Source organism: Paraburkholderia sp., from assembly GCF_035948235.1.
In the GTDB taxonomy this organism is placed as follows: Bacteria; Pseudomonadota; Gammaproteobacteria; order Burkholderiales; family Burkholderiaceae; genus Paraburkholderia.
In genome coordinates this window covers 1-19,581 of record NZ_DASZJJ010000292.1, presented here as the reverse complement: position 1 = coordinate 19,581, position 19,581 = coordinate 1, and the positions used below count along the sequence as shown (strand labels likewise).

Here is a 19,581-nt window from a genome sequence, read left to right as displayed (position 1 = left end):
TACGCATGCCACGCCCACGCGATCATTGCTACGCAATGCTTATTGCTTTGCTGCGGACGTGGCAAACGAATTGTCGACGGCGCTCGTGTACGTCACGCTGCCCGGCTTGATATTACCGATCGACTCCTGCAGATCGAGCGCATTGCGAAACGCCTGCTCCGAAATCTCGGGCGTCGGCGCATAGATGTTCTGCTCGATCAGACGCCCCACGGCGGCATCGACGATCTTCGGATCGAGCGAAGGAAACTCGGACTTCGCGACCGCCTTGGCCGTGTCCGGCGACTGGTGGATGAGCGCCTCCGCTTCGCCAATCGATTTCACGAAAGCCGCCACCATCTTCGGCTTGTCCTTGATGGTCGAGGCCAGCGTGTCGATGGTCGAGAACGCATAGCCGCCTGGATAAGCCTTCGGAAAACCATAAACGACCTTGTAACCCTGCGCGATGCCGGTATCCGCCTGCGGCTCGTAGACGGCCGCCGCCTGGCTGCGGCCCGCGCTCACAGGCGCAAGCTCGGTGCCAAGCTGTACGGTGTTGAGCGATACCTTCTCGATCTTCTGATCCTTGATGAGACGCTGCAGCAGATAGGTGCTGGTCGAAGGCGGCAATGCAGTCGCCACGCTCTTGCTCGACATATCGCCGGGCTGATGCACACCGGCATCGGGCGGCGCGATCACCCACACCGGCACGCCCGCCACGACATTCGCCACGGCCATCACGTTGGCGCCCTTGAGATTCGCGAGCACCGCGGTCATCGGGTCCTGCAGCGAGAAATCCGCATGACCGCCGATCACCGCCGCCACGCCCGCCGCACCGCTGCCGGCCGTCACCTTCTTCACGTCCAGACCGTTCTTCGCGAAGATGCCCTTGTCGATCGCCACATAGAGCGGCAGATACTGAATCGACTGAAAGGCCTGATACACCGTCACGGGCTCCGCCGCCTGCGCACAGACTTGAACGCTCAACCCCGTCACGGCTGCCGCCAGTGCAATCGCGCTTACTCGTTTCATCGTGTTGCCTTCCATGAAATGACCTTTGCTTCCGTGAATTGAACGATCCAGCCCAACAGCGTCGCCATCAGCGTGAGCACGATAATGCCGAGCCACACCGTATTCAGATCGAACAGCGACCCCGCAACGAAAACCTCGTGACCCAGACCAGCCTGCGAAGCGATGTATTCGCCCACCACCGCGCCGATCAGCGCAAAACCAATGTTCACACGCAGCGTCGAGAACACCCACGGCAGCGCGCCTGGCACGATCAGCTTCGTGAAGATCATCCACGGCCTGGCGTTGAAGGAGCGAAACAGGTTGAGCAGATCCTTGTCGACTTCGCGTGCCGCAGCACACGAGGAAATCATCGCCACCGCGAAAGTGGAGATACCCGCCAGCCAGACCTTGGACGTCATGTCCGAGCCGAACCAGATGACGATAAGCGGCCCAAGCGCGATCTTCGGAATACTATTCAGGATCACTGACAACCCTTCAGCCACACCCGACACACGCGGCACGAACCAGAGCAGCAGACCCAGACCGATGCCAAGCCCGCTGCCCACCACCAGGCCGACGACGGTTTCATAGAGCGTCACCAGCGTATCGGGCACCAGCGTGCCGCCGTTAAACCCCTGCTGCGCCGCCAGCCAGATGCCGGCTGGAGAGCCGAGCAGCTTGCCATTGATCCAGCCCGCCGACACCGCCATCTGCCAGAGCGCGATCAACGCAATGACGATCAACGCGACAGCGCCCGTGGTGCCCAGATTCGACGCGCGGCGCGGCCTGGCGCGCCGACGCTGCGGCGCTGGAGAGGAAATCGCAACGTCGCTCATGCTGGGGCCCCCGCGTGCTGGATGGTATGGCTGCGCAGTCCGTTCCAGACGCGCGAATGGAAAGTGCGAAACTCGGGCGCTTCGCGCGCGGAAACCGCCGTGCGCGGACCGTGAGTGGTAAGACGCACGTCGATATCGTCCTCGATACGCGCGGGACGGCCGCCCAGCAGAATCACGCGGTCGCTCATGGCAATGGCCTCTTCGATATCGTGCGTGACGAGCACGACGCTCGTGCCGTTCTGCTCGCGCAGCGCCATGACATCGTCCTCCAGCGCGAGACGCGTTTCGTAATCGAGCGCGGAAAACGGCTCGTCCAGCAGCACCAGCGTGGGATCGACCAGCAGCGTGCGCGTGAGCGCTACGCGCTGGCGCATGCCGCCGGAGAGGGAATGCGGGTACGCGTCGGCCACCGCGGCGAGGCCATAGCGCGCGAGCATCTGACGTGCGCGTTCGTAATCAGCGGGTTTGACCTTGCGATATAACTCGATGCCCAGCACGGCGTTTTGCAGCACCGTGCGCCACGGCATCAGCAAGTCCTTTTGCAGCATGTAGGCAATGCGCCCGGCACTGCCGTCGGCGCGCGCGCCTGCGCTGATGTGGCCCGACTGCGGTTTGATGAGCCCGGAGATCAGATTGAAAAGCGTGCTCTTGCCCGCGCCGCTGCGGCCAACGATCGACACGATCTCGCCGCTGCGCACGCTGAAGTCGAGACGCTCGAAGATGGGCACTTCGATACCATCTGCAGTCCGAAATGCATGACTGAGTTGCTGGACCTTCAGGCGGTCCGTTCCCGACGCATGCGTCGATGCGCTTCCCCCCGCGAGAGGGGTCGCAATGGCAGAGACACTCATGGGCATCCTCATCGGTACGTGGCGTACATTTGCGCTGTGCACAACGCATAATGCACAGTCAAAAAACCACGGCGCAAGTGAAAAAATAATTCCCGCGCAATAAGGGAATTACCTGCTCGATGATGGTGCGATCTTGTTTATAGCGAGTGCGGAGCGCACCAGAGGGGCGTTTTGGGGTGGGTTTTGGTGCGCAGCGAGAGAACTATGGCGTTGGCACCCGGCTTTGGTTTTTTGATTCGGCTGCGCGGTCACGGAGGGCTTTATCGCGAGCGTCCAATTCCTCTGGACTCAGATAGACACGCCCGATGGCAAGGCGACGCAGATTCACCGCCCTGCGGATAATGCTCAGATCCCATGGGCCCTTCTCGCGAACCAGTTCAGCCAGGTAGGTAAATCCGGCATAGATGTCATAAGGCGAGTCGTCCGGAAGAAGCTGCCGGTAGGCAAAGGAAATGGTATTGAGCGGCGTATGGCGCATCGGGTCACCCATAGCGACCGGGAACATGAAACCACGCGACTCGCTTCGAACACCATCTATTTTTTCGCCATAGACCAGGCGATGAAGTCCAAGTTGGTCGAATGTCTCGTAAGGCAAATTGGTTTGCACATCACCGTAAACGTCGATGCTGAATCCAGACGGAATTGACTCACCGCTCGCCCCTTCGTCGGGCCTACGAAATTCAAACGTCACCTCCATCACATCTTCAACGAAAAATGTAAGCTCCAGCGTCCCAGATTGATCGAATTGATGCTGGGGATCTCCTATCCTTCTTTTGACATCTTCAAATGGAATGTCGCCTTTCACCCATTCAAGCCCAAGCCTGGTCAAGCTGAAGAGCATGGCATCTTGCTCCGCCGTCATTTGTCTATCCGGCATGTTAGTTCCCACCGCTTGCGCCCTTGCGCCGGTCATGAGCATAGTCAAACTCATAAGCGTAACTGCACTGATCAGCCGGATACGTTTTGAGAAGAAATCCCATACCCTCCTGCCAATAGGCTGTTGCCATGTCGCCGCACGAGAACGCATCGTTTTCCCACGGACGTTGCGTGTAATCGCAGCGACAATTCCACGGTTCTTCAACCATCGCGTCAACGTCAATTGCGGTTCCCCCAAGTCCAACGTGCTGCAGCAGATCAAGCGCCATGGCACGAGCGTTCCGATACTCGATATCAAACGTGGTGTCATCCTGCATGTATTCAGGCCTGTAGCCCACCTTTTTCCATAACCACAACGTGGAGAAATACATTCCCACGGCCATCCTTTTGATACTGATGAGCGCTGCCATGTCGCCAGGTAGACTGGCCTGCCTGGCTAATGCGATTATCGACCTGGAAAAATTATTTTGATTACCTTCCGAGACGCAATTCATCTCGGGCCACTTTGCAATATATTGAAGTGATTCGAAATTGTCAGGATGCTGCATAATCAAGGCGTATATCCAGAAAAACTGCTGGCAGTGCCTTGATTCGTGATATATCGTGTCAGCCAGCTCCCTGATCCAGTGCGTCTGCTGCTTTCTACCCGCCATATCGCTCGCCACAGCGTCAATCGAAAAGACCTCACGCAAAGCATCGAAATTCAAACTCATTTGCCATGCGTTTGGCTCAAAACAGCCTTGCTCGGAAGGATTTTTCGGCGCATACGCGATAATTTTCGGGATCGCCCCGACAGGAAGGCCAAAGCCACCGAGTGAACTCGTAAGGGACACAGACATCACCGGTTGCAGGAGATCAAACAATCCCTTGAGATCCATCCTGCTAACAGGCCACGTCAACCGCAGAGCCGGCGACGCACCCTTTGGCCCAAAATACGCATTCCCCCATTGAACCTGATTGAGCAACACGTCCTGCATTGCCTTCGCATAGTCACGCGCCAACGGATACATGAGTTGGCCTGGCCGCATGGGATCACGATCCGAATAACGCATCCCCCATCGATCCGGCGTGCAAATCGCGTACGTAGGCTCGATACCTGAAGACGCCAGTCCGGGTTTCGCTTTCCGCAGTAGGTAAGGACCGAACTTGTGCGTTTCTTCTTCGTCCTGTTCAGGCTTGTCACTCATTCGGCCTCGCTCCCCGGGAAACAAGTCTGGAATCAGTCGTTCTTGCAAGCATCGGTCGAACAAGCGACATAAGCGAGCCATCCGCACGCAGAAACTCAACCTCCGCGATTTGCACGTGCATGCTCATCACCAGAGACGTTTCCCCGCGCGCATTTGAAGTGCCTTCTATGACCTGGCCATCATGCAATCTAATACGATAGGACTGATGCGCCATCACCATCCCTGCGCCGCTTTCCGGAAGGACATAAAGATCGGCATGCATCGACGATATCCTGCATGGGAGCCTTAACTGGCACGCTAGCAGGCGCGTCTGTCGCGTGATTGCTCGCGTGGACAAGAAACGCTCCAAGGGTGCGCCCCACGATTCCAGAAGCGTCAATCACAAGCTCGGAACCCCCTCCGCTCAGGACGATTCGTTGTGCTGTCAACCGAACTTCGTCTTTTGTGCTCACCATGTTGACGGTACGCTGAGCAATCAAATTGAGGCTGTCGCGCTGCGATTCGATATGCACCGCGCCCGGCGTAACAATCGTCACTGCCTTTTGCGCAAAGAATGCGATCTTTTCGCGCACCGACGCGAACAGCGATTTTCCGGCTGCGATAGACGCATGCCCCCCTGCAGTCAACGCGATATGTCGTTCGCTCGCAATGTGTGCACTCCCCGCCGCCGATGCATGCAGATTAGCCGCACTCGATAGCGCCATATCGGGCCGCTCGAATTCGGGAAAGTCGTCGCTGCCCTGGGCCGGCTGACCTTTCAACCGCGCATTGGCGTCCTTGATCTCGTTCGCCACTTCGTCCTGTTCGCCTGACGCGTGTTGCGCGCCATGACGTTGCGCCTGCGCCGCCAGGGTTTCGTGCAGATCGCGCGCGGCCGTCATCTGGCTGACGGTGTCGCCCATGTCCTTGACCTTGCCCGCCGCACCGTGCCGGCTCCATGTCGTCAGCAACAAGCCAAGCGCCGCACGAATCACGCCGTGTTTGTCGGTACGCAATTCGAAGCCTTCGCCACGCGCATCCTGCCGCCCCGCATTCCCGTCGATGCGCGTGATATGGCCCATGCTCAGGCTCGATTTGCCGTGATCGCTGGCCAGTTGCACCTGCATCCGGTCCTGTGTATCGTCCAGCGCCAGATGATTGGTTTGCGTGCCCAGGCCCAGACTTTTGCTCACCATGCCGCTTAGCGCCTGATTCGCAGGCATCTTCCACGGCGTAGGGTTGTTTTCGTCCACCACAAACGCGGCAATCACTGGCCGGTCGGGATCGCCGTGCACATAGCTCACCAGCACCTGCTGCCCGCACCGCGCGTGCATGACCGTGCCCATGCCATTGCCCTGCCACGACGTGGCCAGCCTCACCCAGATGGCCGACTGACCGTCATATTCGCTCTGGCGATCCCAATCGAATTGCACCAGCGCACGGTTATATTCGTCGACGAACATTTCGGCATTTTGCGGACCGACAATCACCGCATATTCGGTTCCGCTGATGACAGGACGCGGCGTGACCTGGGGCATACAAAACGGCTCGCCCAGCGGATGCAGGTCGAATGTCGCCGCAATGTCGTATTCGGGCACCGAACTGGACGTGCTACCCGTTGCCCGTACGTCCATCTCGCAGCCCGTCACCAGGTAGTCGCCATTCGCCTGTTGATGCGGATGGTGCGTAAGCGTCAGCGTCTTGCCGGCTTCGATGCCACGCAGTGCGCCGCGCGCCCGTGCGTGGAGTCCGCTCGCGCGCAATGCCACCAGTTTCACGCGTGCGAATTCGCGTGCGTTATCGCGCCAGTCGCTTTCATCGCAGGGCGCGTCGCGACGCGTTTTCGGCAACGCGAAATCGGCCCGTGCATAGACTTCCTGATCGGCGTTTGCGGTGTTGCGCGGCTGTTCGTATTGCGCGCGGAACGGCGTCGAATGCCGGTTCAAATGCGGCTGGATATAACTATGGTCCTGCACCGTGACGATGCCAGGCGTGACCGAACTGCAGAGCGTCAGTTCGCGAATATGCTCTTCATCGATATGACCGCCGCCTGGGTGATAGCGAAGCGTCTCATAGGCACGCTCATGCTTATGCCAGGCACTCGCGTTATCGGCGATAACAAGGATGTGGTCGCGGTCGCGATGCTCAAACCAGACCACGAAGCCCCATTCTTCGCAAAGCCGCAAAAAGAAATGCCAGTCCGTTTCCCACGCCTGGCGGATATAGTCGCGTTGGGGATTATTTGACGATTGGACGCGCCATTCAAGCTGCCCATAAGGGCTGATAACGTCGTGCAGGATATCGACAATCGCGCCGGTAAAGAAACGCGAGTCCTGCTTTAAGGAGGCGAGCCAGAAAGATGGCCGCACCGCGAATTCATAGACGGTGCCGTGCGCGTCGGCGCTCACCACGCGCGCCGACGCGACGATCCCATTGATATGCCGTGTGCCCGCGCCGCTTCGGGTTGTCGTCACGCCTCTGCGACCGCGCACGCTCGGTACGCCGGCCACATCGTCCAGACGCTCGAGGTCGATCGTCAGCCATATTGGTGTGCCGGCGATCCGGTCGAGATGGATCGCCTCACGCTCGTCTTCGTCGAAGTTTCCCGGCGCGATGCGTGCGCGCGCGCTGGCCTCGACACGATATTCGAAGAGTTGTCCGATGCCTTCACGGCCAGCGATGCGGCGCGGCGCGAGCACGGTTTCAGCGTGCTCGCGCCCGTGCGAGACGAGCGTCTGCCGTTCGGGCAGCGCGGGCCCGCGCATGCCCAGCATTTGCCAGTGCGTCCCGGTCATAACACGGCTTCGAACAGGGCTGCGCCGCCCGGGGCGACAGCGCCAATGAAGGCGTTCGCGTCTCGCATCGTTCACTCCAGTCGTGCGCAGCGGCAATGGCGCCGCCCGCATTAGCTAGAATGAGCCTGTGTGAGATAAATTTGTATCCGAAAAGTCCGAATTTGCGGGACGCCCGCTCACGGCCAGGCGGCGGCAGCGACACCGCTCATTCGCCAATCCACGATCCACGCAGATCGCTGTCGTGCAGCAGTTGCAATAGCGTTTGCGCCGGACGGCTCAGCCGTTTTGCCGCCAGCGCGATGAATTCCACATCGGGCAGCACAGGCAGACTCCCCACGTTGACGGGCGGCGCCAGCCCACGCGCGGCCAGATATTGCGGACGCACCGTAATGCCCAGCCCGCCGCGCGCGGCGGCCACGCAGCCCGAGTGGCTGCTGCTCGTGCACACCACCTGCCAGCGAAAATCGGTCTGTGCGAGGGCGTCGAGCACCACCGCCCGCGTCACGCTCGGCTCGGCCACGAGAATCAGCGGTAGCGGCTGCGTAAGGTCCACCGCCGTGCCGGCGCGCGCAAGCCATTCCAGCCGCCCCGTAAACAGCGCCGTACCGCGCCGGTCGCCCAGCCGCCGCTTACCCACCATCAGCTCGATCGCGCCCGCATCCAGCAGCTCGTAAAGTTGCCCGGTCATGCCGATGTTGATTTCCAGCTCCACGTCGGGATGCGCGTTGCGAAAAGCCGTGAGCACGGCGGGCAGCGGCCCGAGCGCGATGTCGTCGGAGCAGCCCAGCCGCACGCGCCCGCGCAGACGCGGCGCGCGAAACTGCGATTCGGCGCGGTTGATCGCCTGCAGGATCGCGCCCGCGTGTGCGAGCATCGCCTCGCCGTCGGGTGTGATGGCGAGCGAATGCGTATCGCGCACGAACAGGCGCCGCCCGATTTCCTCTTCAAGACGGCGGACGTGCTCGCTGACGCTCGACTGCGTGAGGTCGAGCTGGCGCGCCGCCTCGGTGAAGCTGTGGCAGGCGGCGACGGTCGCGAAGGATTTGAGCCAGGTGGGATTGAGCATGCCGCATTGTGACGCATTTCGGCCTGGTTATCGCCAATGCCGATAACAGTCAGCGTCCTCAGTGGGGTTCCCGATTGCGGGCGATGACAATATCATGACGGGATTGCAGATCATTGCGCCGCGGGTCCGCGCTTCACCAGCCACCCTGAACCCCGCGCGCGCCCAAGAAGTCCCCGATGAACAAGGATTCAAGCCAGACGGCCTTGCTGTGGATCGTCGCCGCAGGCTTTTTCATGCAGGCGCTCGACACCACGATCGTCAACACCGCGTTGCCCACGATGGCCCAGAGCCTGGGCGTCAAGCCGCTGGCGATGCAGCCGGTGATCGTCGCCTACACGCTCACCATGGCGATGCTCACGCCCGCCTCGGGCTGGCTGGCCGACCGCTTCGGCACGCGCCGCGTCTACTTCACCGCCATCCTTATTTTCGTGCTCGGTTCGCTGTGCTGCGCGAGTGCGCACACGCTCGGCCAGCTCGTAATCGCGCGCGTCCTGCAGGGAATCGGCGGGTCGATGCTGATGCCGATCGGCCGTCTCGCTGTTCTGCGCGCCGTGAGCGGCGAGCAATATGTTTCGGCGCTGGCGCTGATTTCGGTGGCCGGCCAGGTGGGCCCCATTGTCGGGCCGACGCTTGGCGGCTGGTTCGTGCAGGCCATTACATGGCACTGGATTTTTCTTATCAATGTGCCGATTGGCCTTGCGGGCATGCTCGCGGTGCAGCGCTATCTGCCGCGTGCGTCGGCCAGCGCTGCGCCGCCCTTCGATCTGGCCGGCTGCGCGCTGGTGTCGCTGTGCATGATCGCGTTCTCGCTTGCTTTCGATGCGCCGGTGCAGACGCATCGCGCCGCCTGGTCGGCGGGACTGTTCGCACTCGGCCTTGCCGCCGCGCTCGTCTACGTGCCTTATGCACGCCGCCGCCGCGATCCGCTTTTCAGGCTCGCGCTCTTTGGTGAGCCCAATTTCAGTGTCGGTCTGATCGGCAATCTGGTGTGCCGGATCGGTTCGAGCGCGGTGCCGTTTCTGGTGCCGCTGCTCATGCAGCTCGAACTGGGTTATTCGCCGCTGCATTCGGGTCTCATGATGCTGCCAGCCGCGCTCGCGGGCACGGTGGCCAAGCGCTGGATCGCGCCGTTGATCCGCCGCTATGGCTACGACGCCTTCCTGCTCGTGAACACGTCGATCGTGGGTGCCTCGATCGTTGCGTTCGCACTCATTTCTCGCGGCACGCCCGTCGCCGTCGAAATCGTCGTGCTGGCGATTTTCGGCGCGGCCAATTCGATGCAGTTCGCGGCGATGAACAGCGTCACGCTCAAGGGCCTCTCGCACGAGGACGCGGGCAGCGGCAACAGCCTGTTTTCGATGGTGCAGATGCTGGCGATGGGCTTGGGCGTGACGATTGGCGGTGCGCTCGTGAGCCTCGTCGAGGCGCACGGCGGCACAGTGGCGCTGGGCTTTCGCGTAAGTTTCGCGGCAGTAGGCGTGATTACGCTGGTGTCCGCGCTGATCTTCCGGCGCATCGATGCGCCGGCTTCCGTCGCCGCGCCGGCGTCTGCGGTGCCAGCGGGATCGGCGCGCCGCTGATCGGCGCGTGCGATTTGCTTACTGCGTTTTACTTACCGTGTCGAAGCGCGTAAGTTTTAGAAAGCGGTAGTAAACGGTCTCGGCGTTATACACGGCGATAATCAGCCCCGCGCGTCCGTCAAGAAAGCCGCGCCGCAGCAGATAGGTGCGAATGAACGCCCATGCGCCGCGTCCAAGCGCCTTGCGCACGCTGCTTTTTTTGCCGCCCGCACGCCGTTGTTCGGCGCCCAGCGTCGAATACGCGTCCATCTTGCGCAGCACAGTTTCGTAGCTGTCGTAGGAGTAGTGCAGCAATTTGCCTTCGAGCCGCTTGCACGGCACGTCATAAACAAGGCGTTCGTGCACGAGGTCGTTGGAGAATCGAGCAAGCTCGCGCGGAAAGAGGCGCGGAATCCAGTCGGGATACCAGCCCGAGTGATAGATCCATTCTCCGCAAAAACTCGACAGGCGATCGACGGCATACGTCGCAAGCTCCGGCTGGGAGACAGCGGCGCGGATCGATTCGGCCAGTTCGGCCGTGACGATTTCGTCGGCGTCGAGCGAAAGGACCCACGGCGTGGATAGCTCGGCGATCGCACGGTTTTTCTGCACGCCAAAGCCGGGCCAGTCTGCGCTTTCGATCACGCGCGCGCCGTGCTGGCGCGCGATTTCGACGGTGTCGTCGGTGCTGCCGCTGTCGAGCACGACGATCTCGCCCGCAAAGCGCACGGATTGCAGACACTCCGCGAGATGCTGCGCGGCGTTCATCGTGATGATCGCGACGCCTAGCTGAGATACTTTCAAATCATTCTCGCTTTCACATTCTTACGATGTACTACTAAGCATTACAGGCGGCCGGCTACGTAATTGCATCGGCCGCGGCGGCTGCGGCGACCGAAGCCAGCCGCAGCGCTTAAAAGGGAATCGGGGAGATCAGGTCAGCGAGGAAGCATGCGGAACGACGACCGCGCCTTGCGGCCCGCCCGGACCGCCGCCGCCAGGGCCACCACCACCGGGGCCGCCGCCGTGACCGCCCCAGCCACCACCGCCGCCGCCTCCGGGGCCAGGCCCGCAGAACGGAAACAGGCAGCAACCACCAAGCGCCGTCACCAGCGCAAGTACACCCGCCAGGGCGATGCTTTTCTTCATGTTCGAACTCTTCATAAAAACAGGGTGAATCGTGCGAGCGCGGCGCAGCAGGTCCAGCCTCACGCCGTTTGGCTCGCGTCGTAGTGGCTCGTATGCTTGCAGAAACCTTGTGGCGCGTGTTTACGCACCGTTACACTCCCTTTCCCTGCCTTGCCGCTTTTGCGTGCGGAATATTCCGATCCGCACCGTGCTTACGGCCTTCGTGGCCTCATGCGCTTAACAAGGCGGAGCTTTCCAGATCACATTCCATTACCTGATCGCGTTGGGGCGCGGCACCGGAAAGGGTCAAAAAGGCATCGTCCGGGCAAAAGACATAGCCGTCGCGGTAGCGCGTCTGGATGTACTGACGCCCGCACGGCGACAGACCCAGCAGTTTGCGAAGGCGAAAGACCACGACATCGAGGCTGCGTGCATGCAGTTTCGAATTGCGGTCGAGCAGGCTCAGAATGCGTTCGCGCGAAAGCGGCCGCATGCGGTTTGCGGCAAACACGGTGAGCACGGCGAGCGCCAGCGGCGGCGCCGAAATACGCGCGCCATTCTTGAATAGTTGATTGCCAACCGCATCGATTTCAAAGCTGTCGAACGCGTAGCGCGCTTCCTTGCCCGGCAAATTCGGCAGATCGATCTTGCAGCGCAGCGCATGGCGCATGCGCGCCAGCAATTCACGCGGATCGTAGGGATCGACCAGAAAATCGTTGGCGCCCAGTTCGAACGCCAGCACTTTGTCGGCCACGTCGTTGGTGCGGCTCACGATGATCACGGGCACCGCGTATCCCGCCTCGCGCAGGCTGCGCAACGCGCCAATACCGTCAATCTCGCAGGCTTCATGGCGAAGAATGATCAGCGAAGGCATCTCGCGCGCGAGGCGCTGCTCCAGGCCCTGGGTGCCATACAGCACCGACATGGCGATCTGCTGGCGCTGCAGGTAGCTGCGCAGATTGTCCCGAGATACCTGATCAGGCTCGACAACCAGCACGTGAATATCCATCGATCTGTCCCTCACCAGGTGATTGCAGGCCATCGATCGTGCCTGCGCACAAGAGACGTCCAGGACGATTCGATGTGCGACGGATCATACGGAACAACGGTGCAGGAAAAAGTCGTGAAAACTGGAGAAAATGTGAATTCGCACCCTGCATGCGACCCTTACGGTCTGCTTCAGGCGAAAATAACGCTTCATTTCCCGCAGTCCTTACACCCTTTCTTTGGCATCCGGCTGAAAGCTTCATGAGAGCCAGCATCACATTCAAACTTTTCCTCGCGATCCTTTCGGCGTGCGTAGTCGTGGCCGTGGCCATGGGCGTGGCGATCCGGGCGAGTTTCGAATTCGGCTTCGTGGACTTTCTGCAGGAGCAAGCCGCAACCGAGCTGGCGTCGCTCGAACGGGAGCTGGAGACCGCCTATGCACAGCACGGCAACTGGGATTTCATGCGCAACCCGATGCCGGGGCCGCAGCCCTTCGATGGTGGCCCTCCGCCCGACGAGCCACTCGGTTTCGCCAGCGCGAACCCTCCGGGCGCGCCTGGCCCGTTGAATGGGCTCGGGCCGAACGATATGAATCGCCCAGGCGGGCCGGTTGGCCCTGGCGGCCCCGGCGGCCCCATCCTGCCGGACGGTCTGCTGCCCGACGGCGGCAAGCCATCCCCCTTCGGGCCCGACGCTTTCGGTCATTCGCGACCGCATCGTCCGCCCTTTTCGCTCTACGACGCGAACATGAATCTCGTCACGAAAGCGGGGCCCGCGCCGCCGCCCGAGGCGGTGCGCCACCCGCTCAAGGTCAAGGGGCAGATCGTGGGCTGGATTGCCGTGACGGGTCCTGCCGCGCTTATCAATCAGGCCGAAATCCGCTTCAAGGATCGCCAGATCCAGGCGACCTGGATCATCGTGGGCTTCACCGCCCTGCTCTCCGCCGCCATCGCAATGGTGCTCGCACGCACCCTGCTCACGCCTATCAAGCGCATCGTCACGGCGACGCACCGGCTTGCGGGCGGCGACTACGCCACGCGCGTGCCCGCCAAAGGCAGCGACGAACTGCAGATGCTGGCGAGCGATTTCAACCGTCTCGCCGCTTCGCTGGAAAAAGCCGAGGGCGACCGGCGCGATTTCATCGCCGATGTATCGCATGAATTGCGCACGCCGCTTTCCGTGCTGCGCGGCGAACTCGAAGCGATCGAGGACGGCGTGCGCCGCCCGGACGCTGCGACCATTGCCTCGCTACAAGCCGAAGTCGCCATGCTCAGCCAGTTGATCGACGATCTGTACGAACTCTCGCTCGCCGATATCGGGCAGCTCTCGTTCGAGAAAGTGCCGCTCGATCTCGCGCCAATTGTGGAGGCGTCATGCGACGCCTTTCGCGAGCGCCTGGCCGCCAAGCAGATCGCGCTGGGTTTCGAATCGAAGGTCGGGCACGCCACGCTCTCGGGCGATCCGTACCGGCTCACCCAGCTCTGGAAAAACCTGCTTGAAAACGCGCTGCGTTACACCAATGCCGGCGGCCAGGTGCACGTCGCCATTACGGAAGACGACCACGCTGTCTATGTGGATGTTCAGGATTCCTTCCCGCCCGTGCCCGCACCGTTGCTTCCGCATCTGTTCGACCGCTTCTTCCGCGTCGACCCATCGCGCAGCCGTCAAAGCGGCGGCGCGGGGCTCGGTCTCGCGCTATGCAAGCGCATCGTGGAGACGCATGGCGGCACCATCGAAGCATCGCGCTCGCCGCTCGGAGGCCTGCGCGTGCTTGTCCAACTTCCACGCCTACACCAACAATGATTGATCCGACCACCCGGCCCTCCATCCTGATCGTCGAAGACGAGCCCAAGCTCGCGGCGCTGCTTGCCGACTATCTGGCCAAGGAAGATTTCACCACCACGATCCTCGCGGACGGACGGGAAGTCGTTCCCTGGGTGCGCGAGTACGCGCCGTCGATGGTGTTGCTCGACCTGATGCTGCCGGGACGCAGCGGGCTTGAAATATGCCGTGAATTGCGCTCGTTTTCAGCGGTGCCGGTGATGATCATCACCGCGCGCGTCGATGAAATCGACCGCCTGCTCGGACTGGAACTCGGCGCGGACGATTACGTCTGCAAGCCGTTCAGTCCGCGCGAAGTGGTGGCGCGCGTCAAGGCGATCCTGCGTCGCGCCGAACTGCTCGCGCGCGCCCATCAGGAAGCCGAAGGTGCGGTGCCCACGCCGTTTTCGATCGACGTCCCGCATCACGCCGCGCGCCTCGACGGACGGGATCTGCACCTCACGCCCATCGAATTCCGTCTGCTGGCGCTGCTGCACGCGGGCGCGGGCCGCATTTACGCACGCGACTATCTGCTGCGCGCGCTTTATGAAGATCATCGCGTGGTAGCGGATCGCACGATCGACTCGCACGTCAAGAATCTGCGCCGCAAGATCCAGGCGATCCGGCCGGATCAGGACATGATCCGCTCGATCTACGGGGTGGGGTATCGGCTGGAGATGGAGCCGATCGAGGAGTAAAGCGGGAAAATAAAAGACACGCGCCAGCGTCGGGAATGAACGCTGGCACCGTTGCCACTACGCCTCAGTCATGCGCGCGAAGGCGGACAACACACGCGAACAGGTCAGCGTCTCGCGCCAGAAGCGCTCCTTGAGCGAGGCACCCGGCAACCACTGCCACGGCAGCACCACTTGCGCATTGCCCCAGGCCGGACGCCAGCGCTGCGCCACCGCACGACGCCGGAACAGGCTCAAGGTGGGAATGCCAAGATTCGCGGCCAGATGGCCCACGCCCGAATCGTTGCCGATGAACCAGGCGGATTCGTAGAGCCACGCCGCCAGCCCGTCGAGATTCGAAAATGTATGGACTGCGAAGCGGCTAAGCAACAAGGCGTCCCAGCGCGCAAGCTCGTCGGGCGCCATGACAAACGCCACCTCGTAACCCCAGCGTTCGAGATGGCGCGCCAGCCGCAGGAAGCGGTGTGGCAGCCAGCGCTTGTCCGAACTGCTCGCCTCCGGATGGATCACCACGCGGCGGGTGTAGCGGCGATGCTGCAAGCCTGCTCGCGGCACGATGCCGTTGCCCGTGCCAACTTCGTCGAGATCAAACTCGGCGCGGCAAAAGTCCGTGAAGCGCGTCACCATTGGCCGATTCCAGATATCGGTCGTGAGCGTCTCCAGAATCCGCACATTCGCGTGGAATGCGTTCAGGTTGCGCACCGGCTGATGATCGTGCATCTGCAACACGATATCGAAGTGCGCGAGTTCAGCGCACAGATGGCCTTCATCGGGAACCGGGCGAATATCGACATCGGGAAACCAGCCGCGCAGCGCGTGAGATACGCGGCCGAACACGGCAACCTCCACACCATGATCGAGCAGATTCCGCGCGATCACCATCAACAGCAGCGTGTCACCCAGCGCATGCGACGTGATGAGGGCGACGCGATGCACGCGCCCGGCACGGGCGGCACGCGTCATGCGAGCGCCTCGCGCGCTTGAGCCTGGATCTGCTCGCGCAACTGATCGAAGGCTCGCGCCACGCGCGTCACTGAAAGCGTGTATTTCCAGTAACGCTCGCGCAGGCGCGCGGTCGGCAGATAGCCGCCCACCACCACGCGCCCCGCGCCCCAGCCCGGCTGCCATGTGCGCGCAAGGCCGCGCCGCATGAAGAGCGAAAGCGTCGGCACCTGCAGGCACGACGCAAGATGGCCGATGCCGGAATCGTTGCCGATGAACCAGCCCGATTCGTACAGCCACGCCGCAACGTTTTCCAGCGAACCCAACTGCGGCAAGCCAATGCCATGTGCTTGCACGAAGGTCCAGGCGTCACGTTCCGACGGCGCCACCACGAATTGCGGATCGAAGCCAAGCTTGCGCAGCCTGAGCGCCAAGCGCACAAAACGCGACGGCAGCCAGCATTTGTCGCGCGTGCTGGCGGTCGGATGAATGGCGATGCGGTTGCGATGGCGGCGATGTTCAAGTGCGCCTGGCGCGCTCATGCCGTTGCTTTTTCCGGCCTGCGCGAGGCCCAGTTCGTCGCGGCTGAACTGCATGAGGCGCTCGGCCATCGATTTCGACGAACGCGCGCGGCACGCCACTTCGAGCAGCACGACTTCGGGAAGCTGCAAGCCGGGATCGGCGATCGGGCCGTCGCGGCGCATCGCGATTACGCGTTCGTAACGCGGCAGGATGGCCTGCGCGGTATCGCGCGTGAGTTCGGGCTGGATGTCGAGATCCGGAAACCAGCCGTTCAGCGTGACGGCGTTTCGGCCGAAGGCCGTGACGGCGACGCCGCTTTCGTGCAGATTACGCACGACAATCATCATCAACAGGGAGTCGCCCAGCGCGGGAGACAAGACCACGGCCACGCGGGCGGCCGGCTGCAAAGATCGCATGGTGATTCCAGTCAGAGCGACCTTCTGCGACAGTTGACCCGCAACCACCGTGTGACGTCCGCTCAGTTGAACAAACACGTTGAACATGAACGGCGGCAGCTTAGCGCGCGCAAAATTTCAGGCGGTTACCCTTTAGTTACGGCGAATAACGCTGAAAAAACGCCAGTTTTCGCACGCACAGCCGCAAAAGACGCGAAAACACCGTGGCGCCAAAACGGCGTTGAAAGATACGTTAATAAGAACCACAAGTGCAGTAACCCAATGCAAGGCGCGTTTCGTCTATCGTGACGCCATCGCAATCTGCCAGAGACCTGTCATGCTCACGCACCGTCCTTTTACTTGCGTTCGCATCGCACACGCTGCGCGCGTTGGAGCGCCCGCGCATGGCTGAGGGCGTGACGGCCGTTGTGCGTCAGATCAGCTCGGCCGACCTGAGCGCGGACGGCGAATTCCTGCTGATCCACGACGGCGACGCCACGGCAGCGCTGCACCGCTCGGTTTTCAACGACCTGCTGGTCGCGCTGCCCAATGCAATGGAGCAGATCCAGCGCATCGACAACAGTCCTGCGCCGTCTTTTACGCTCATGCAAGCACGCGGCTGCGAGATCGGCAGGCTAGACGGCACGCACCAGCTCGTGATCCGCTTCCGGCTCTCGCGCACCGCCAGCCTGTCGTTTACGGTGCCGTGCGAGCAGATCCCCGGCATCGTCGAAGCGCTCGAGTCCGCCGCGCATCACGAAGCCGCGCTGTCCGCGCGCGCGAAGTGGCTGCAATGAGTGGCTGCAATGAAGCGGCGCAACGGCGCGCGCGTGCGTGCCCCCAGCGCACGTTCCCCGGTTCTTCCGCAATCCCCTGCTGACCTCGCCCATCTTGATCCTGCGTGACGTAGTGCGCGGCTTCCGTCTGAAGCCGCTGATTTCCCTGTTGCTCGTCGTGCCCGGATTCGCGCCGCCGATGGCGCTCGCACAGCTTGCGGGCGCGGCCTCGCAGCCGGCCTCCCTGCCTGACGCCCTGGGCGACGCGTGGGCCTTGCGCGTCGACCCGCAATTGCAGGAGCATCCGCTGCAGGCCGGCCAGAAAAGCGCGACCGCGGCGCTTGCGAATTCGATGACGGGCACCGCCGACACCGACTATTCGCTGCACGGCAACGCCGAATTGCGCCGCTACGATTCGGTCATTAAAGGCGACCATCTTCACTACTTCGAAGACACCGATACCGCCGACGCCTATGGCCACGTCAACCTGACCGACAGCGGCGCAAGCTTCTTCGGACCCTACGCGCATATGCGTGTGGAGGCATCGCAAGGTTATATCAGCACACCGAAATATCGCTTCGTGGTCAACGGTGGCTGGGGTTCCGCCGCGCGCGCGGATCTGATCGACAACGAGCGCACCGTGATCCACCAGGGCACGTATTCGACCTGCCAGTGCGATGGCGAACCCGCGTGGTATCTACGCGCCTCCCGCTTCGACATGGATAGTGGCACGGACACCGGCGTCGCTCACAATGCGGTGCTGTTCTTTCAGGGCTTTCCGCTGTTCGCGAGCCCGTGGCTATCGTTCCCGCTTTCGAGCGATCGCCGCAGCGGTCTGCTGCCGCCCACGTTCTCGTTCAGCTCCACGGGCGGCTTCGATCTGGCGACGCCGTTCTACGTCAATCTCGCGCCTAACTACGACCTCTCGGTGACGCCGCGCATTATCAGCCGGCGCGGCGAGTTGCTGAGCGCAGACTATCGTTATCTGGGCAGCAATTACAGCGGAGAAATCTCCGGACTGATCCTGCCACACGATGCGCTCACCAACACGCAGCGCTATTCGCTGTCGATCAAGCAGGACTGGCAGATCGGCTCGGGCTTTTCCGCCTATGTGAACTACAACCGCGTGTCGGACGGCAACGTCAATACGGATCTGGTTTCGGCTGGGCAAACGCTGCTGGGATCAACCACGCTCTACGATCAGGAAGCGGGCCTGCGCTACTCAAACGGTCCGTGGTCGGTGTTGCTGCGCGAGCAGCATTGGCAATCGTACTCGGGCGATTCGGTCTACAACCGCGAGCCGCAGCTTAACGTGAGCTACGCGCGCTATAACGTGGGCGGCCTGGACTTCGGTGCGCAGGCTGACGCTTCGCGCTTCACGATGTCGGACAGCACCGTGGCCCAGGGTAACCGCTTCGTCTTCGACCCTTACGTGTCGATGCCGATCGTGCGGCCGTCGTGGTACATCACGCCCAAGGTGCAGTGGCACTTCGCCGCGTACGATCTCTCCACGCTGGGCAGCGATCCGATCGCCGGGCAGCCGCGTAATTTCTCGGTCAACGTGCCGACCGTCAGCCTGGATTCCGGCATGACGTTCGAGCGCAGCATCACACTGTTCGGCCACTCGTACATTCAGACGCTCGAACCGCGGCTCTATTACGTCTACACGCCGTATCGCAACCAGAACTACGCGCCGCTGTTCGATACGGCGCAAAGCGATTTCGGTCTGGCGGAGATTTTCAGCCCCAATAGTTTCGTCGGCGACGATCGTATTGCCGACGCCAATCGCGTGACCGCGGCCATCACCACGCGTTTCATCGATTCCGCGACGGGTTCCGAGGCCGCGCGCTTCGTGCTCGCGCAGCTATACAACTTCACCACGCCGCGCGTAACGCTGCTCGCGGACGGCAGCACCAACGACCTCACGCGCACCGGCGTCATTGCGGGCGGCTCGCTCAATATCGGCAACAATTTCAAGGCCGAACAGGCGTTTGAATACGACGAATCGAACTCCTACCTGTCCCATACGAGCACGGGCGTTTCCTGGGCGCCTGCAACCGGCGAAGTCGTGAACGTGGCCTATCGCTATACGCGGCGCGACGCCACCGACTCGACCGACGATACCGAACCGGTCAGCCAGTTCATCGTCTCCGGACAATGGCCGCTGAGCCACCGCCTG

Annotated in this window: 16 protein-coding genes and 1 pseudogene; 5 read left to right on the top strand and 12 right to left on the bottom strand. The window is 61.9% G+C overall.

All coding sequences use genetic code 11. The annotated features are described in order from the left end of the window. Nucleotides 1-39 precede the first annotated feature (39 nt). The 7 genes from VG320_RS25660 to VG320_RS25630 form a co-directional block, all read right to left on the bottom strand. Nucleotides 40-1,008 carry an ABC transporter substrate-binding protein gene (locus tag VG320_RS25660; protein WP_327202875.1) on the bottom strand — a complete coding sequence of 323 codons (969 nt, stop codon included), beginning with the start codon at nt 1,006-1,008 and terminating at the stop codon, nt 40-42. Then, nucleotides 1,005-1,823, bottom strand: a complete 819-nt coding sequence (locus VG320_RS25655; protein WP_327202874.1) for an ABC transporter permease — start codon at nt 1,821-1,823, stop codon at nt 1,005-1,007. The genes VG320_RS25660 and VG320_RS25655 overlap by 4 nt, the downstream gene beginning before the upstream one ends. Beyond that, the gene (locus VG320_RS25650) at nt 1,820-2,674 is read right to left on the bottom strand and encodes an ABC transporter ATP-binding protein (RefSeq protein ID WP_327202873.1); all 855 of its coding nucleotides are present in this window, start codon (nt 2,672-2,674) and stop codon (nt 1,820-1,822) included. Before VG320_RS25650 ends, VG320_RS25655 begins: the two co-directional genes overlap by 4 nt. 202 nt (nt 2,675-2,876) lie before the next feature. Then, complete coding sequence (locus tag VG320_RS25645) at nt 2,877-3,551, bottom strand: hypothetical protein (protein WP_327202872.1); 675 nt, start codon at nt 3,549-3,551, stop codon at nt 2,877-2,879. 1 nt (nt 3,552) lies between these two features. Continuing rightward, entirely contained in the window at nt 3,553-4,737 is a 1,185-nt protein-coding gene (locus VG320_RS25640) for a hypothetical protein (protein WP_327202871.1), read from the bottom strand. Between the two features lie 188 nt (nt 4,738-4,925). Then, nucleotides 4,926-7,511 (bottom strand): type VI secretion system Vgr family protein, encoded by a 2,586-nt coding sequence (locus tag VG320_RS25635; protein ID WP_327202870.1) that lies wholly within the window; start codon nt 7,509-7,511, stop codon nt 4,926-4,928. A 205-nt stretch (nt 7,512-7,716) separates the two neighbouring features. After that, nucleotides 7,717-8,577 carry a LysR family transcriptional regulator gene (locus VG320_RS25630; RefSeq protein WP_327202869.1) on the bottom strand — a complete coding sequence of 287 codons (861 nt, stop codon included), beginning with the start codon at nt 8,575-8,577 and terminating at the stop codon, nt 7,717-7,719. A gap of 170 nt (nt 8,578-8,747) precedes the next feature. On the opposite strand from VG320_RS25630, the pseudogene mdtD reads away from it, so the two are divergent. Beyond that, nucleotides 8,748-10,157: pseudogene (mdtD, locus tag VG320_RS25625) on the top strand (multidrug transporter subunit MdtD); the annotation flags it as partial. An 18-nt stretch (nt 10,158-10,175) separates the two neighbouring features. Here the strand turns inward: mdtD and VG320_RS25620 are convergent. From VG320_RS25620 to VG320_RS25610, 3 genes are all read right to left on the bottom strand, one after another. Then, nucleotides 10,176-10,940, bottom strand: a complete 765-nt coding sequence (locus VG320_RS25620) for a glycosyltransferase family 2 protein (protein ID WP_327202868.1) — start codon at nt 10,938-10,940, stop codon at nt 10,176-10,178. 129 nt (nt 10,941-11,069) lie between these two features. After that, nucleotides 11,070-11,285, bottom strand: a complete 216-nt coding sequence (locus VG320_RS25615; RefSeq protein ID WP_327202867.1) for a hypothetical protein — start codon at nt 11,283-11,285, stop codon at nt 11,070-11,072. A 208-nt stretch (nt 11,286-11,493) separates the two neighbouring features. Further along, nucleotides 11,494-12,273 (bottom strand): response regulator transcription factor, encoded by a 780-nt coding sequence (locus VG320_RS25610; RefSeq protein ID WP_327202866.1) that lies wholly within the window; start codon nt 12,271-12,273, stop codon nt 11,494-11,496. A gap of 239 nt (nt 12,274-12,512) precedes the next feature. Here VG320_RS25610 and VG320_RS25605 point away from each other — a divergent pair, with 239 nt between their 5' ends. Both VG320_RS25605 and VG320_RS25600 read left to right on the top strand, forming a co-directional pair. Next, complete coding sequence (locus tag VG320_RS25605) at nt 12,513-14,054, top strand: ATP-binding protein (protein WP_327202865.1); 1,542 nt, start codon at nt 12,513-12,515, stop codon at nt 14,052-14,054. After that, nucleotides 14,051-14,770 (top strand): response regulator, encoded by a 720-nt coding sequence (locus VG320_RS25600; RefSeq protein ID WP_327202864.1) that lies wholly within the window; start codon nt 14,051-14,053, stop codon nt 14,768-14,770. Before VG320_RS25605 ends, VG320_RS25600 begins: the two co-directional genes overlap by 4 nt. 57 nt (nt 14,771-14,827) lie before the next feature. Here VG320_RS25600 and VG320_RS25595 read toward each other — a convergent pair whose 3' ends face one another. Both VG320_RS25595 and VG320_RS25590 read right to left on the bottom strand, forming a co-directional pair. Continuing rightward, nucleotides 14,828-15,730, bottom strand: a complete 903-nt coding sequence (locus tag VG320_RS25595) for a glycosyltransferase family 9 protein (RefSeq protein WP_327202863.1) — start codon at nt 15,728-15,730, stop codon at nt 14,828-14,830. Further along, a complete protein-coding gene (locus VG320_RS25590; protein ID WP_327202862.1) occupies nt 15,727-16,647 on the bottom strand; it encodes a glycosyltransferase family 9 protein in 921 nt (306 codons plus the stop codon). Before VG320_RS25590 ends, VG320_RS25595 begins: the two co-directional genes overlap by 4 nt. A 383-nt stretch (nt 16,648-17,030) precedes the next feature. Between VG320_RS25590 and VG320_RS25585 the strand changes: the two genes are divergently transcribed. Both VG320_RS25585 and VG320_RS25580 read left to right on the top strand, forming a co-directional pair. Beyond that, complete coding sequence (locus VG320_RS25585; RefSeq protein ID WP_327202861.1) at nt 17,031-17,423, top strand: hypothetical protein; 393 nt, start codon at nt 17,031-17,033, stop codon at nt 17,421-17,423. A 37-nt stretch (nt 17,424-17,460) separates the two neighbouring features. Further along, a partial coding sequence (locus VG320_RS25580; protein WP_327202860.1) for an LPS-assembly protein LptD occupies nt 17,461-19,581 on the top strand: 2,121 nt, incomplete at its 3' end.

Bases quoted from the DNA above. Each gene is read 5' to 3' on its own strand.
- VG320_RS25655 (WP_327202874.1), bottom strand. From the start codon at position 1,823: ATGAGCGACGTTGCGATTTCCTCTCCAGCGCCGCAGCGTCGGCGCGCC.
- VG320_RS25650 (WP_327202873.1), bottom strand. From the start codon at position 2,674: ATGAGTGTCTCTGCCATTGCGACCCCTCTCGCGGGGGGAAGCGCATCG.
- VG320_RS25615 (WP_327202867.1), bottom strand. From the start codon at position 11,285: ATGAAGAAAAGCATCGCCCTGGCGGGTGTACTTGCGCTGGTGACGGCG.
- VG320_RS25590 (WP_327202862.1), bottom strand. From the start codon at position 16,647: ATGCGATCTTTGCAGCCGGCCGCCCGCGTGGCCGTGGTCTTGTCTCCC.
- VG320_RS25605 (WP_327202865.1), top strand. From the start codon at position 12,513: ATGAGAGCCAGCATCACATTCAAACTTTTCCTCGCGATCCTTTCGGCG.
- VG320_RS25660 (WP_327202875.1), bottom strand. From the start codon at position 1,008: ATGAAACGAGTAAGCGCGATTGCACTGGCGGCAGCCGTGACGGGGTTG.
- VG320_RS25600 (WP_327202864.1), top strand. From the start codon at position 14,051: ATGATTGATCCGACCACCCGGCCCTCCATCCTGATCGTCGAAGACGAG.
- VG320_RS25610 (WP_327202866.1), bottom strand. From the start codon at position 12,273: ATGGATATTCACGTGCTGGTTGTCGAGCCTGATCAGGTATCTCGGGAC.
- VG320_RS25595 (WP_327202863.1), bottom strand. From the start codon at position 15,730: ATGACGCGTGCCGCCCGTGCCGGGCGCGTGCATCGCGTCGCCCTCATC.
- VG320_RS25645 (WP_327202872.1), bottom strand. From the start codon at position 3,551: ATGCCGGATAGACAAATGACGGCGGAGCAAGATGCCATGCTCTTCAGC.
- VG320_RS25635 (WP_327202870.1), bottom strand. From the start codon at position 7,511: ATGACCGGGACGCACTGGCAAATGCTGGGCATGCGCGGGCCCGCGCTG.
- VG320_RS25640 (WP_327202871.1), bottom strand. From the start codon at position 4,737: ATGAGTGACAAGCCTGAACAGGACGAAGAAGAAACGCACAAGTTCGGT.
- VG320_RS25585 (WP_327202861.1), top strand. From the start codon at position 17,031: ATGGCTGAGGGCGTGACGGCCGTTGTGCGTCAGATCAGCTCGGCCGAC.
- VG320_RS25630 (WP_327202869.1), bottom strand. From the start codon at position 8,577: ATGCTCAATCCCACCTGGCTCAAATCCTTCGCGACCGTCGCCGCCTGC.